Origin of the sequence: Pseudoalteromonas maris, from assembly GCF_049257235.1 — a bacterium.
GTDB lineage: Bacteria > Pseudomonadota > Gammaproteobacteria > Enterobacterales > Alteromonadaceae > Pseudoalteromonas.
On record NZ_JBMMUF010000007.1, the window covers coordinates 48,260 to 64,245 of the forward strand.

Consider the following 15,986-nt stretch of genomic DNA (forward strand, 5'->3'; position numbering starts at 1 on the left):
AGACCACACCGTATATCATTTCACCGCCCCGACGACATTAATGGGTACCCTATCTAATATAGCATCAATTTTGTTCCGATTCCGTGATATGGCACTGTTGAGCTGAGATACGAACGCCTGTGTCGCTAATGTTTTGTGAACCAAATAATGAACGGGCTCCACCGCTAAGGGCTGTGCACTCAAACTTACGTCGGCATCGCCAATGAGGGCAAACAAATACCGCGCCACTTGCTCATCGATTACAGTCATATCTGTATGCCCCGCAGCGACTAGGGAAAAGCGTTGAGGCACCCGTGATACATACACAATTTGCTCAGCATATTTAGGCTGCAAACGGATGTTTTCTACCATTTCACCAAAATAAGTTTCTCGAGTGAGCACTAGAGATTTCCCTTTATCCATTAATTCAGTAAGCGGTAATTCCCTGTCTGCTTCATTGCGAGCATTGACCAGTAATCGGCTTATTTCATTGCGATAAGGGTGTGAGAATACTCCCAAACTCGCGCGTTCTTCGTTAAAGCTTATGGCCATCAGCAAATCGATGCGCTGAGCTACAAATTCTGTTCGCATCCGAGCGGGAGAAGGCAACTTTATGTATTGTGCGCACATGCCCATGTCTAGCAGAAGCATGTCTAGAATATCCACCTCAATACCGCCGACCAAGCGGTCATTAATAATAAAATAGGGAGGCCAATGAGCACCAATACCAACGCGAATTGTCGTACCACACTTAGACCAAGCCATCAGTGGTAGAAAAAGAAAAAGACCGAACACTATTTGTCTAAGCAAACCAAGTAACCGGATTATTGCTGATATTAAAATCTTAATTCACGGACCAAATATCGCAACTACATGTGCACTTAAAATTACGACATCAATACTATCAATAGGCAGAACATCCTTTTTGCAACGTCAAGCATACTGGCTAGCTATATGCGTGAAGCTCATGGTAGCCAGTTGAAATATATCAAATAATGCAATTAACTAAAAAAGCTGCACAGGGCAGCTTCTTACTTAATGCGAGGGGAGAAAACATCCAATGTTAGTGCTTAGAGAAACGCTCAACTAATTCGCATAACTCATCAGAAATATGGTTCAAGCGTGATATGTTGTCTTGCGCCTGCTCAGAGCTTTGTTGGCTTTCGTTAGCTAATTGCGAAATGCTCACCACTTGCTGGTTAATATCTTCTGATACATGAGCTTGCTCTTCCACAGCTGCCGCCATTTGTGTCGCCATATCATGAATATTGGCAACCGCATCAACGATACCAGAGAGCATCTTCGTACTGCGCTCAACCTCTTCGACACCCATTTGCGCTTCATATTGACCTTGTTGAGCAATACTTACCGCTTGCTCAGTCTTAGTATTTAGCTGATTGATAATTGACTGGATCTCACCCGTTGATGTTTGCGTACGCTGAGCTAGCTGGCGCACTTCATCAGCAACCACCGCAAACCCACGTCCTTGTTCACCTGCGCGAGCAGCTTCAATCGCCGCGTTCAACGCCAACAAATTTGTTTGCTCAGCAATTTGCTCGATAATTTGTGCCGCGGCTCCTATGTGCTTCGCTTGCTCAGATACGTCAGCGACTGACACACTGATCTGCTCAACAGTGCCACCTAGCTTCTCAATTGATTGTCGCGTGTTTGTTGCAACTTGCGCACCTTCCATCGCCAGTTCATTGGCCGATCTGGCTTGTTCTGAAGTGAGCTGAACATTGTGAGAGACCTCAGAAATCGTCATTGTCATCTCATTCATTGCAGTAGCAACTTGCTCTGTTTGCTGGTGCTGTGCATCAATGTGTTGCCCTGAAGCACGCGCAAGTTCATAACTCTGTTGAGCATTACTCGCTACATGGCCTGCGCTATCGTCTATGCGCGTCAAAATCGTGTTTAAATGCGCTCTTTGCGCTTTCACCGCCACATACAATCGCCCAAGTGAACCTGAATAATCGCAATAACTTTTAACCGCTAACGGATCGTTGAAACTGGTACTGATGAGACTGTCTATTTGCTTCTTTAGGCGCACTCGGGAGAAGGTATTAACTGCCGCAAAGCTCAATACACTGGCTACCATTAGCATTTCAGCAGCCCCTGAATGCCCAAAAAACCACAGTATAAGGGCCACTAAGAAAGCTGCTGCTAAAGCATAAAACTCGGTATTTTCAGGGACTGAAAAAGACGTTTTATTCGCCAGAACTTGGGCGTATAAATGATTGGCTCGGCTCACATCTTGGCGCGATGGGCAGCTGCGTACAGATTCGTACCCCACCACCTTACCGCCTTGAGAAATAGGCGTTACATATGCATCAACCCAATAATAATCACCATTTTTACAGCGGTTTTTGACCAACCCCATCCATGGCCGACCGTCTTTTAAATAACGCCACATTGTTGCAAACGCCTCAGGTGGCATATGTGGGTGACGAATCAGGTTATGTGGCTGCCCAATTAATTCCTCTTTGCTATACCCGCTAACATCGATGAAAGCTTGATTACAATCGGTGATGATCCCTCTTAAATCAGTCACCGAGATCAATTTATTCTTGGGTTCAAAGAAAACTTCATTTTCCGTCACTGGAAGATTTGTACGCATTATCTATCCCTTCAACTAAAACACTATTTAAGCATCGATCATCTCGAACTATGAATGCTTAAAAACACCATTTTATGATTTAAATCAAAGACTATGAATAAATATTTACGATAATCAACAGTTTTACCCGTTATTGGTACAACACTATTGCCAATTCATGATAACGTTATCACTATGTTTAATGGTTGTGTTTGGGTTCCTGTGTATGGCGATGAGGTACACGAATCGCTGTCCCGCAATCGTTGTAGCTTGTAAAGTGTCAAAGTGGTAAAAATAGGAGATAAAAGTCTGCCAATTAACAAGATAATGACGTTATTAAGGCTTTGTCACACACTAAAGCACAGCCTTCACTATGCCTTTAGTTACAACATGATACGGTTGCCGATAACATCGAATTCACTACTGTATAATTAAAATATTTAAATTCAGTGCGCTAGCGTCTATTACAATAAATTACAGGGTCAGATTTTGATAGAAATCATTTGTAATATTATGGACAATAGTCATACAAATGTGACAAAATCACGCGACTTTCAACAAAAAGTATTAGAAAATAATTTAGTACATTGATTTATTAAGGATTTATATTTCTTTGTTAAAGTGCATGCGGTCATTACATTATTGTTGGTTAGTCTGCTTTTCTTTGTTATTCAGTGCAGGCTCAGCTGATGCGTTTGCACCACAAAGCGCGTCGTCTATTGCCTTTTATTACGCTGACATTGATACAACACTAGAGCTAAGTGGTTACGAGCGCGTGGTGGTTGACCCGCAGCACCTCTCCCCTTCGCAAATGCAACAATTAAAAGATGCCAATACGCAAGTCTGGGCGTACTTAAGCATTGGTGAAGCACCTTCAGCGATAGCAACACACTTTCCCAATGCCCTGTTAGGCTATAACGAGATATGGCAAGCCAACATTATGGACGCAAGCGAGGGCACTTGGCGTCAGCACCTTATTCAACGAGCAAATACATTACGTGATCAAGGGTATGATGGTGTTTTCCTCGATACGCTCGATAGTCATGCTTTATTAGATGACAGTGCTGAACATGCCAATCAGCAGCGCTATCTGGTTAGCCTAATTAATGAAATTCATGCCCAGTTACCTATCATTCTTAACCGCGGTTTTGATATTTACCCTCAACTTGCGCAAAAACCTCAGGCCATCGTTGCCGAGTCACTTTTTAATTCTTACGACTATACCAATAACACCTATGTCACTGCGCCAACTGCAGACAGTCAGTGGCTTATAAGCAAACTTAATGCTGTAAAGGACAGTGGCATAGAAGCGATTGTCATTGATTATCTCGGTAGCGGTAAACAACAGCGTATCGCTGCGGCGCAAAAAATCAGCGCATCGGGCTTCACGCCTTATGTTAGCGATGCGTTATTGACACAGTTTGGTGTATCAACTCATTATCCTATTCCCAAAAGAGTGCTGGGGTTTTATGACTCTAAGGTCAACCTTCAAAAGAATTCTGAGTGCCACAAGTTCTTATCTACGCTCATCGAATATTATGGTTATGTACCGCAATGCATTGATATACACAATCCCTCAATTAGTAACATCGACTTAGAGCGCTATGCCGCCGTTATATATTGGCTACCTCAAGCCAGTTATGACGTTAAGCACCTCAGAGAGTTGCTGCTGCGTTCAATTGAACGTTTACCCACAACGATCATCGGCCAACTGCCACAGCATCCAGGCGTGTTATCAAAGCTTGGTGTAAAAAATGCGGGCTGGTTCGCAGGCAAGCTGGATGTGCAAGGAGTACCGCTGGAATTTACGTTACCTGGCGCAGCCCCACAGCAACTTGCACGTTACCAGCACTTAGAGTCAGATAACAGCAATGCGATAACGCTTGTGGATGAGCAAGGTAATCAAGGCATAGGGGCTGCTAAAATGCCTTGGGGAGTATTGTGGTTAGAGCCTTTGGGCGTGCATGAGCTGATGGGGGACCGTAGTCGTTGGCCGGTCAACCCTCTAGATCACCTTATGCCGTTAATAGACTTACCGACTATACCTGTAGCGGATGTAACTTCAGAATCTGGCCTACGAATATTTACCGCTCACATTGATGGTGATGGCTTTCCATCACTAGCATGGCTTCCAGGTAAACCTTTCGCGGGGAAATCTATTCTCGATAACGTCATTAAAAAGTATCCATTACCTCATACTGTCTCTGTTATTGAAGCTGAGGTAGCATCACATGGGCTCTATCCTGATATTGCTCCACAACTTGAGACAGTTGCTCGCGATATTTTTACACAGGATAACGTTGAGCTGGCATCGCATACCTTTAGTCATCCGTTTTTCTGGGACGACAGGATCAGTGTTAAAGAAAAAATGTATGGTGATTCTCTACCCGTAGAAAATTATGAACTTAACTATGACAGGGAAGTATTTGGCAGTGTTCGTTACATTAACGAGCGTTTGGCACCAAGGGACAAACAAGTAAAAGTATTTTTATGGTCGGGCGCAGCAAATCCAACCCCCGATGTAATAAGAAAAACATCACAGCTTGGCATATACAATGTAAATGGCGGCAACACCTTTGTGCTAAATGATAATTTTTCATTGTCTCAAGTCTACCCGCACATCAACTCCTACCAAGGTGCCGTGCAGGTATATGCACCGGTGATCAACGAAAACTTATATACACAGCTGTGGACTGAGAATATGGGCGGGTTTTCTCGCGTCTGGGAAACATTCGAGCTATTAGAGAAGCCTCATCGACTCAAGCCCGTCAATCTTTATTACCACATGTATTCAGGGGTCTACCCGGCCTCATTGAAAGCGCTTGAAAGCGTGTATTCATGGGTGAATGAACGTGAGTTAACTCCCCTGTATTTAAGTGAATATGCGCAGCGTGCGCAATCTTTATATCAAACGTCACTGTCCCGTTCGATTTTTGACGATGCTTGGTACATCTCGACCACCGGCGTTCGGTCTATGCGCTTACCACCAAACCACGTACCCAGTGGCCAAAGTGAAGGCGTTGTCGGGACCAATCAAGGGCCTGATGGCAACTATATTTCCCTTGCATCGCCACGCTCCAAACTGGTATTAACCGATGCCTCATCGCCATTTTCAGGCGAGTTATATCTACAAAAAGCAAATGCTATTATCGAGGATTGGCAAAGCCGTGATGGTCACTACTTCGTGACATTTTTAAGTCACGAACCCTTATCAGCCACGTTCGACAATGCACAAACCTGCAACATAATGGGCGATACGGCGCACGTTTTTGAGGTTGAGCGCACAGCGCAATCCCTGTTAGTAACCACGAAACAAAAAGGCCGCTTTACCTTCACTGTGCACTGCACCAACGCTGAGGCCACGGCCTTATGAACCCTCCACAGTTTGCACTAGGGAGTCGCGATGAAAAGGACAAGCGTATTGTTCTGGCGAACCGCCGCACCTTGTTTACGCTAACAATTGCGACCCTTGCTTTGTTGTGGATGTTGCAACCAAACCGTGCCTTACTCATAGACATGCTAGATGATGCCCAAGACCCCGCGGTAGCCTTAGCCTTTTTACGCGTACTTAAAGACGACTCACCGCGAATAAACCTGGCCTTTGCTAAACAGTATATGCGTATCGGTGATCACGCAAAGGCGGCAGAGTTTCTATCACCACTTTCTCAATTCACCCAGACCTCTTATCAACTACAAGCTCAACGTTTGTATGCACAAAGCCTGTTGCAATTGAGCCAAGATCCAATTCAAAAAAAGGCCGCATCAGAGAAACTAGCACTGCTATTTGCTGAGCTGCCAAACAATCTAGACAAAGAACAGAGTCAGGAATTTGCTGAATTCGCGCTGCAAATTGGCGAACCGAAAATTGCCTACGCATTATTGCGTAAACATGCCGCTAACGACCACGCACAAATGTATTCTCTCGCACGTCAAGCTGGCTTGCAGGAGCAAGCACTAATCCATGCCCAAGCGCTATATAAAGCCCATCCAATGCAACAAGAGTTCAAACAGCTTTTGTCTTTGTATAGCGAGTTGCAAATGTGGCAACAAGGCTTAGCATTGCTGATGCAATTTGCACAAAATGAGGCATGCGATCTGGTGTGTTTACAGGCAGGGATAAGCTTTGCACGAAGTGCCGACAGTGCACAGCATGCTCTTAAACTCGCAACAATAAAAGCACAACGCAGTAATGATGCCAGTGACTGGTTACAAGCCAGTGAGTTGGCAGCCAGTGCGGGCGATTTTACTTCAGCGATTACATGGTTAAGCAAAGTGAATGCCTCCTCGCCATCACTCGCTCATACCAAACAGCTGCATACCTATTACACTTGGGTAGGTGATATTGACGGTGCGTTAGCAATGAGCAAACAGTTAGTTGCTGCACAACCTAGCACTGAGCATTTGCGCCAAGGTGTTAAAGAAGCCTTAGCGTTGAGCGATTTGTTTGCGTTGAGTGACTTTTACTATGAACTTGCCAAGCAACAAAAGCTTTCTCAAGAAACTGTCTTAAGTTGGATAAACTACAACGATAAAACCTACGGTGCCTATCAAACACTCGAACGTTTAGAGGACATGCACGCACGCTTTGCATCAGACCCTTTTTACTGGTTCCAGCTCGCGCGTTTTTATCATTTCACCGGGCAACCGCAAAAAGCAGTTGCGCTGTGGCAACGCTTTGATGTTCCAAGCCCAAGTGCGTATTCAGACTTAAAGTATTTTGCCCACAGCTTCGTTTCGTTAGGGATGATGGACCAAGCATTAGCGGTGTTTTCCGAGCATACAGAGTCACATCAGCTTGAGTTAAGCCAATTACTTGAATTGCAAGAACTCGCTGGTTACACAGCCGATGTTACTTTGCAAAAGCATTACCAAGCTTTGCGTCTAAATAAAGGGGACAACTCACTTAATCCATATGACATGTTAGCGTCATTTAGCAGCTTGAACGCGGAAGATTTACCCATTTTATGGCAATACTACGAGCAATCACACTCTGCTGTAATACTGATGGACATAATTAATAACGCTTTAGATAGTAATGACCATGCACGTATTACCAAAGGACGCGAGGCGCTAAACGCTTACCACAGTGATGACATGACATTAGCAGTGCAGCTAGTGCGTTTGCGTCTCGCTATGTACGATAATGACTTGATGCTGGCGAAGAACTTATTACAAGAGCTCGTCTCGCTGTACCCTGACAATACCAACTTGCAACAAACTGCACTGTGGCTTGCGATTAGCAGTCAAGATCAACAGTGGCTTAGAAAACTTTATTGGGAAATCAGCGTCGATAATGTGAACACCGCATCACTGTATCAACCGCTTGCCATAGCCGCTCAGCAACTTGGGTTATATCAACATGCCAATATGTGGTTTGAACGTTTACAATATAGCGGACAAATCACTCCCGTGGATAAACTCAACTGGGCGATTCAGTTAGAAGAGCAAGGTAACGAGAGTAAAGCTCATACACTGCGCTACGAAGTATTGTCACAACTGAGCGAACAATTACGTCAATATCCAAATGGCGAAATTAGCTATCGCTCTTTATTAGCGCTTTTTGTGTCTTCAGCCTATGCAGACGCAACGCTCACTCACACGCTGTTAGAAAATGCCACTGAGCAAGATATTGAGTCTTTAATCTCCAGCCCACAGACCAATGCCATACAAAAGTTTATGTTGTGGCAGGTGCACCATGCCTTAGCTAATGAGCATACGAACAAGGTGGTGCAACTGGCCCTTGCTGTAGCCAAAGCAGATCGCCAGCACATTTATCAGCTAACCTATGACGATGAGCTTTTGGGTGATGCTCAAAGAGCCTCGGCACTTGCCCTTGTAGGTGAAAATGCAAGTGCTTGGCAGTTGGGGGAGCAAAGTATTGGCCCACACACGCCAAAGCGAGAACTTGCCTCAAGACAGCGTCTGCTAAGTGAACTGCACTCTATTCGCAGCCATGGCGTGCGCTACGAGCATGAAGTTAAAGACACATGGCAAGTTAATTCAGAGCAACTTCGCTACTATCGCCCACAACACAATGGGCAACTGCTTATTGACGCCTCTTATGACCATGGTTCGCCAGCATCAAGCCTGCTAGATGACTACACGCATAATAGTATTAATTTTACCTGGCGAATGCGCCCTCAAGAGACGGTCACTAATGCAGACATAGGGGTGCATGTTGGTGAGCGTCACGGGCAAGTCCATTTTGGTCAGTTTGGCCAGGCTAACCTGAAGCAATCCGCACGCATCAGTCATACTGTGCAAGTTGCCCACAATATGCCAAGCGAGCAAAGTGAAAACCTTTATCTATTGGGCCGTGAAGATAAGCTCACTTGGCAAGTGGCATGGCAACCCACTCGCTATGAACAAGTCAATGTTAATGTCTCTCGCGCGTGGTTCTACACTGATTTTGGCGATAGCGTCGGCGAACAATGGCAAGGCTCCTTACGCGTGAGTGAGAACATTAACTTCACACCAAATTGGCAGCTCTATTTGCAATACGATCATCAACAAAATAGTTTATCTGACGCACCTTTGTTGGATACATCCGTGTACTTAAACACACCGGCACCGCTTGTTGCAGAAGATTTTATCTCACCTAAGTATCAACGCTTGGCGTTAGGGCAACAGTTGTTGCATGGCAATGTAGGTGAGCCCTCATTGGATGTTCCGGGGATCAGATACTGGTTCGATGCCTCCGCAGGCTACAACTTTGTTAACGATGATGTGGATTTTTCTTCAAGCTTGGGGCTTGGGGTGCGCGTATTTGGAAGCGACGAGTTATTTATAAAAGGGGTGTGGCAAAGCGCCGACCAAAATGGTCGCCAAAGCCTTACCTTCAACCTAGGTTACTTTATTGATTTTTAATGTGAGGACAGCAATATGAAAACATTAATCACATCTGCTTTGCTAATTTTACTGGCGGGCTGTGCCTCCCAGTATAGTGCGCAAAGCCCTCTGCTAAGTAAGGCAAACACTGTATATGTTATGCCTTTTGCTAATCAATCGAACATGCCAATGGCACAAGCACAGGCAGAGCAATTGGCAGCGTCTGCATTTGCAGAGCAAGGGATCAAAGTGCGCGTATATCCAAAAGATAAAGTGGGTGATTTGCAGGCAAGTCTTGAGCCTAAACAACGCATAAAAGAAGCACAAGCTTGGCTTTCACAACAACCTGCTGGCTATGTACTGTGGGGTTCAGTGCAAGAATGGCAATACAAATATGGTCTTGATGGTGAACCTGCTGTGGGTCTAACGATGACGTTATCAACCAGTTCAGGCGAAGAGTTATGGCGTGGTTCGGCTTCTAACAGTGGCTGGGGCCGCGAATCGCTATCACACATAGCGCTAGATGCGATTGAAGACTTAATTGACCAGCTAGATTGGGAATAACATCGCTATGCCAAATAGCAAACGTCGTGGTATTAACAAACTCCTTAATCGGGTTTTAATGGGCGCAGACAACCAGCCCATGGCCTGGTTCGAATTGATGCTCATCACCTTTTTAGCGTTAGTTATCTGGGTGTATCAGTCTGGTTTGTCCCACGACAGGGCAAGCGAGTATTTTTATTGGCCGATGTTTGGCCCTATTCTCATTGCTCTGCGCTATGGGTTTGGCCGCGGTATGATGAGCTTTATTTTACTCCTTGTTGGTGCCAGCCTAAGTGACCAATTATTTAACATTACTGTCGATGTGAGTTTTACTGTGAGCGTGGGCACAGCGGTGGTCACCATGCTTGTGGGTGAGTTTCGCGATCACTGGCATGAAATCAATCAACGTTTTGATCTCAACCACAGGTATATGGAGCAAAAGCTCAAAAGCTTTACGCAAAACTATCATCTACTAAAAATATCGCACGATCAGCTAGAGCAACGTGCTGCTGGCAAACAAATGAGTTTGCGTACCGGCATACAACTTTTGCAACAAGCTGCGTCTGAGCATGTGGAAAACCGCATGGCAAACTTAGCGCAAAAGAGTTTGCAGGTGTTCGCTGATGTTATCACCTTATATCAGGCCGGTTTATACGAAGTGCGTGACGGTAAGCTAATACCTGGCCCATTGGCCACGGTGGGCACTGAGCATACCTTACATAAAAATGACTTGATGCTCGAAGATGTATTCTTCTCAAAAGCCGTGCTCTCCCCTGCTGACTTCATCGAAAAAGAGGATTATGAACTCAATTATCAACTGGTGGTTCCTCTGGTAGACGTCACAGGTGAAATTCAGGGTGTACTATTAGCTGAAAAAGTAAAATTTGTATCATTAACTGAGAGCAATATTGCCCTGATTGCATTGCTTGCCAGTTATATCGCTAACTTCATGTCTCACCAATTGTTCGCGCCGATTTTAAAACCAGAGCAACGACAGATGTTTAGCCAATACGTCGACAATCAGCTTTGGTACAAGCGTCATTATGGTGTCGACAGTGCATTGGTGGTGTTCCAGGACTTGAGTGAAGCGCAGCATTTAGACCTTGCTCATGTTACCGATTATCGCCGAGGTGCGGATATTTACTGGTCATGCGAACACCGCAGTGGTAATCAAGCGTTGTGCGTACTGTTACCCATGACGACCGTACTTGAAGCGCAGCAGTTTATCGAGCGTATCGAGAGCATTTTGCGAGGTAAAGGAAAAATGCAAGAAGGCGATCTTGACGTTATCGGCCCATTGCGAGTGTTTGACCAACAACCTCAAGTAACCGAGCTATTGGCAGATTTAGGAGCATTTGATGAAGATTTGGTTGATACTTCAAACCATACTCTTTGAGTCAGCCAGTCTGTATTTACTCGGCACCCAAGAGCTCACCTTAGTTGGCTGGCTAAGCTATGCTGCCAGCCATGGAGCGGCGGCTGGGACCTTCACATTTTTGTGTTATTTGGCATTACCAAACCGCTACAAGTTGCCGGTAACATCTGCGTTAGCCTTTATTTTCGTCATTGCATTTAGCATGCCGATTGTCGGGATGATTGGACTTGCGACGATTTTTATTACCGCTTTGTACTTCCCAAAAGAGCATTCCAAAGTGCTTTGGAAAAGTTCGGACGTGCTGGAATTACCCTTACATCCTGAACACATAGAGCACGATCGCTATGGTGCTGCGGCATTAAAAGATATTCTTTTATTTAACCCATCAGATGAGCGCCGTCAGATTGCGGTCAATGCGTGTCGATTTTTGCCCGAGCGTATCGCAATTCCGCTATTAAAAATTGCCCTAACAGATAAAGTCGATGATGTTCGCCTCCTTGCCTACGCGGCAATCGAGAAGATTGAGTTCTCTATCAACCGACAAATAGAATTACTCAAGCGTGAAAAAGCTGACAAACGCGCGTCGATGCACTTTCAAATTGCCGAACTCTACTGGGAGTTATGTTATTTGGGTATTGCCGATGGGCCGCTGCGATTGCATTACCTTGGCCAAGCGAAGCAATACTTAATCACTGCACACCAGCTAACTCCCTCTCCTAGAAGCGCATTGCAATTAGGTAAAGTGCTGCTGGAACTTCAACAGTACGACGATGCGGTTAAATATTTAGAAGAAGCGCTGCACAGCGGTCTGCTGATGAAGCAAGTTGCGCCCTACTTAGCAGAAGCGGCGTTTGCCCAAGGGGATTACGATCACGCGGCTCTGTTAGTAAGTCACTTACCAACAGAAAAAGGTGAAGCACTGAACGAGCTTAGGGAGTTTTGGCGCCGTGAAAGATATTGATATCTGTTTGTTATTAGAAGGCACATACCCCTATGTACGCGGTGGAGTGTCCAGTTGGGTACATCAAATAATTTGTGGTTTACCAGAATATAACTTCTATCTGGTGTTTATCGGTGGCAGTAAAGACAGTTATGGTGAGCAGCACTATACCCTTCCTGAGAATGTAGTGGGCATTGAAAAGCACTACTTAATGGACAACGAAGGCCTATTTACACCGCAACCACGACGCGGAAAAGCATCCGCATTTACCTTATGGCAATCAGTGATTGCGCGCTTTAAGCGCCCACAAGAATCACTGGCGCCAGAGCATCTGCAAGGGTTATTGGATAATTTAGGAAAGAAAAAAGGCATCACGTACGACGATTTTCTCTACAGTGAACGCTCTTGGGAAGTCATCGTTGATTTGTACTTTGAACATGCTCAATACCAATCGTTTGTTGACTATTTTTGGACCTTTAGACACATTTATAGCCCATTATTTTCTTTAGTTAAAATAGCCGAAGGCCTGCCTAAAGCGCGCATGTTCCATAGTATCTCTACAGGCTACGCTGGTTTTTTAGGGGCGCTTGCAAAACAACAGCAAAAGGTGCCATTTTTGCTCACCGAACACGGCATTTATACTAAAGAGCGAAAAATTGACTTAACCCAAGCGAGCTGGATAAAAGACCGTCACAGTGCACTGGACACCAGTATCCACAAAAAAATGGAACAAACTCGCCAAACATGGATTGATTTCTTCGAGCAATTAGGACGTACAGCCTACGACCAAGCCGACAAGATTATTGCCTTATATGAAGGCAATAGACAAAGGCAAATTACCGATGGCGCTCCTGCTCACAAAACCTCAGTTGTGGTTAATGGCATCAACATGGCACGTTTTGCACCTGCATACGAATCAAGACCACGCCAAGCTCCAAAAATAGCTGGTTTGGTTGGCCGAGTAGTCCCTATCAAGGATATTAAAACCTTTATCCGTGCCATACGTGTCGCGGTTAATGAGCTGCCCGAATTAGAAGGCTGGATCATTGGCCCTACCGAAGAAGATGAAGGCTATTATCACGAGTGCCAACTGTTGGTGAACAGTCTGGGCCTGCAAGACAATGTGAAGTTTTTAGGCATGCAGAACGTTGCCGAGATCCTTCCCAAACTTGGCGCCTGCGTTTTAACCTCTATCAGTGAAGCTCAACCTCTGGTGTTACTCGAATCTATGGCTGCGGGTGTGCCGTGTATAGCCTCAGAGGTAGGGTCCTGTCGCGAAATTCTAGAAGGCATGAACGACGAAGATAAAGCACTTGGCTCATGTGGTTACGTTACCAACATTGCCGATCCTAACCAAACCAGCGCTGCGCTGTTGGAGCTGTTAGGCGATGATGAGCGTTGGTATCAAATGGGTGAAAATGGCTATCAACGCGTAAAACGTTTTTATCGTGAAGAAACGATGTATGAGCAATACCAAAACCTATACAAGGAGCTTTTAACATGGCAGGAATAGGTTTCGAGCTGCGTCGAATTCTGCAAAAAAATACTCTGCTTTCTTATTTAGAAGCATATGGACTGGCTGCGGTAGTCGGCTCTGGCCCATGGGTATTATCGATCATCGCACTTATGGTCATAGGTATGCTCAGCATTGGCCGCATATTCCCAAGTTCCATGATCATCCAATTTCTGGTCTTGGTCACCTACATGATGGCGGGGTCGCTCATTCTCAGTGGCCTATTCCAACTCATGCTCACACGCTTTATTTCTGATCGCTTGTTCGAAAAAAATGATCACAAAGTAACGCCTAATTTATTGGGTTGCATGCTTGTTGTATCGGTAATGGCTACATTGCTTGGGGTATTAGTACTGAGCCAAACTCACTTGAACTCAGCCATAAAAATGTCCTTACTGTGCGGCTTTGTGGTGTTGTGTAATCTCTGGCTCATTATCGTCTTTCTCAGTGGCATGAAGCAGTATTACCGAATCGTCCTTACGCTTTGTGGGGGTTATGCACTGATGGTACTTTGCTCTTGGTTACTGCCGCCATATGGACTATTGGGACTGTTGATCATTTTTGCTGCATGCCAGGCATTGATCACCTTTGTGTTGTTATTCTTTGTACTTCGTAATTACGCGTCCAATGAATTAGTTTCGTTTGAATTTCTCGATCATAAAAAAGCGTTTTACTCCCTTGCCCTGTGTGGCTTGATGTATAACGTCGGGGTATGGGTTGATAAATTTGTTTTTTGGTTTAGTCCGGATGTATCGTTTGCCGTAATCGATATCTTTAGAGCATCATATATCTATGATTTACCTATCTTTATTGCATACCTTGCGATTATCCCTGGAATGGCGGTTTTCATGCTACACATGGAAACTGACTTTGCAGCCTCAAACGAAAAGTTTTATAAAACCGTGCGTGAAGGCGGCACGTTAGAGTCAGTCTATTTACTAAAAGACCAAATGGTGCTCGATTGTAAAAACAGTCTTTATCAAATTTTTAAAGTACAAGGGCTCACACTCGCTCTGCTATTGCTGTGGAGTAAGGAAATTCTCCTGTTCTTAAAAATCGATTTAGCCTATTTGCATCTGCTTTATGTTGACCTGGTGGGCGTCTCTTTACAGGTCATTGTGATGGCGATACTGAACGTGATGTTCTATCTCGATAGGCGTTATGAGGCCTTAATGTTAGTGAGCATCATGGCGGGAACAAACTTCGCGCTAACAGAGCTGTCAATTATGCTTGGTCCGCAAATGTATGGTTACGGCTTCGCCTTAGCGATGCTTATTACAACGCTAGCGGGCCTGATTTGGCTAAATCGCCAATTTGCCCGCTTAGAATATGAAACCTTTATGCTGCAGCGTTAATCGTCGCAGCTAAAACGGTAGGCATCATCAAGCAGCACAGGCAAAACCAAGGTTGAAATACCCAAGGATTTTGTTTGTGCACACACCTCATCTAATTTACCGTCTCCCACATCGGCGACGCTTAAGTATTCGACGTGAAACACCGCTTTGTTATTCTCATAAAATGGAGCTAAAAGATGACATTCTGAAAAACGATAGCAGGATTCATTGATAGCGAAATCATAATATTGAGCCAACTCATCTGTCAGACCTACGTTATTTTTCATGCCTACGTATAAATCCAGCCCTTTGGCGTATTCGGCAATAAAAATGCTGTAGTCGATAGTATCCTCAGCGCTCAATCCCAAACCATTGTCATTGATATGTGCATCCATATTATCGGGCTCTACCGCATCGCAGCCTTTTTCTTTGGCAAGCTGCATACGGGATTTCATAATCTCGCGAACATGTTCACTGCGGGTATTGAGCCAACGCTCTTGGTCAAATACTTCGAGTGCATTACCGAAATCCTCGTCAATAAATAGCTCGCTATCAGGACGGTAAGGCTCATAGGTGCCCGCAGAAAAATAGCACACAACAAAGCGCCCTTGTGTTTGTAAGTCGCTAATAATTTCCGGTGAGTTAACAAACAAGTCGATGTCATAAACAAATACATCATACTCATCGTTAACACTGCCTTTGAGTTGCCATTGCCACGTGCTTAGCGGCGGCGGAAACCCCTGAGGTGGTGCAATAACCACTTCATCGTCAGTTTGTGTTTGTTCATCACTCCCACCACAGCCAATTAAGGTAACAGTCACCATTACAAAAAGAAGAAAAAACCGAATATCTTTCATGTATCTATCTCTACAGCTAAT

General features: G+C 44.8%; 10 protein-coding genes. 7 read left to right on the forward strand and 3 right to left on the reverse strand.

The window, feature by feature from the left end; genetic code table 11:
* Positions 1-15 precede the first annotated feature (15 nt).
* Positions 16-744 carry a substrate-binding periplasmic protein gene (locus tag AAEU32_RS11195; protein ID WP_421970608.1) on the reverse strand — a complete coding sequence of 243 codons (729 nt, stop codon included), beginning with the start codon at positions 742-744 and terminating at the stop codon, positions 16-18.
* A gap of 298 nt (positions 745-1,042) precedes the next feature.
* Positions 1,043-2,596 carry a methyl-accepting chemotaxis protein gene (locus AAEU32_RS11200; RefSeq protein WP_421970609.1) on the reverse strand — a complete coding sequence of 518 codons (1,554 nt, stop codon included), beginning with the start codon at positions 2,594-2,596 and terminating at the stop codon, positions 1,043-1,045.
* Positions 2,597-3,200: 604 nt separating this feature from the next.
* Between AAEU32_RS11200 and AAEU32_RS11205 the strand changes: the two genes are divergently transcribed.
* From AAEU32_RS11205 to pelG, 7 genes are read left to right on the forward strand one after another with little or no spacing between them, the layout of a single operon-like run.
* A complete protein-coding gene (locus AAEU32_RS11205; protein ID WP_421970610.1) occupies positions 3,201-5,948 on the forward strand; it encodes a bifunctional glycoside hydrolase/polysaccharide deacetylase family protein in 2,748 nt (915 codons plus the stop codon).
* A complete protein-coding gene (locus tag AAEU32_RS11210; protein WP_421970611.1) occupies positions 5,945-9,442 on the forward strand; it encodes a tetratricopeptide repeat protein in 3,498 nt (1,165 codons plus the stop codon). The genes AAEU32_RS11205 and AAEU32_RS11210 overlap by 4 nt, the downstream gene beginning before the upstream one ends.
* Positions 9,443-9,457: 15 nt before the next feature.
* On the forward strand, positions 9,458-9,967 hold the full coding sequence (locus tag AAEU32_RS11215) for a hypothetical protein (protein WP_421970612.1): 510 nt from the start codon (positions 9,458-9,460) through the stop codon (positions 9,965-9,967).
* Between the two features lie 7 nt (positions 9,968-9,974).
* Complete coding sequence (locus AAEU32_RS11220; RefSeq protein WP_421970613.1) at positions 9,975-11,342, forward strand: PelD GGDEF domain-containing protein; 1,368 nt, start codon at positions 9,975-9,977, stop codon at positions 11,340-11,342.
* Positions 11,305-12,282: a tetratricopeptide repeat protein gene (locus AAEU32_RS11225; RefSeq protein ID WP_421970614.1), complete on the forward strand. Its 978-nt coding sequence runs from the start codon at positions 11,305-11,307 to the stop codon at positions 12,280-12,282. Before AAEU32_RS11220 ends, AAEU32_RS11225 begins: the two co-directional genes overlap by 38 nt.
* A complete protein-coding gene (gene pelF / locus AAEU32_RS11230) occupies positions 12,269-13,774 on the forward strand; it encodes a GT4 family glycosyltransferase PelF (RefSeq protein WP_421970615.1) in 1,506 nt (501 codons plus the stop codon). The genes AAEU32_RS11225 and pelF overlap by 14 nt, the downstream gene beginning before the upstream one ends.
* Positions 13,762-15,129: an exopolysaccharide Pel transporter PelG gene (gene pelG, locus AAEU32_RS11235; protein WP_421970616.1), complete on the forward strand. Its 1,368-nt coding sequence runs from the start codon at positions 13,762-13,764 to the stop codon at positions 15,127-15,129. Before pelF ends, pelG begins: the two co-directional genes overlap by 13 nt.
* Here pelG and AAEU32_RS11240 read toward each other — a convergent pair.
* Positions 15,126-15,965 (reverse strand): endo alpha-1,4 polygalactosaminidase, encoded by an 840-nt coding sequence (locus AAEU32_RS11240; RefSeq protein WP_421970617.1) that lies wholly within the window; start codon positions 15,963-15,965, stop codon positions 15,126-15,128. The two genes, pelG and AAEU32_RS11240, sit on opposite strands and share 4 nt — an antisense overlap.
* Between the last annotated feature and the right edge of the window lie 21 nt (positions 15,966-15,986).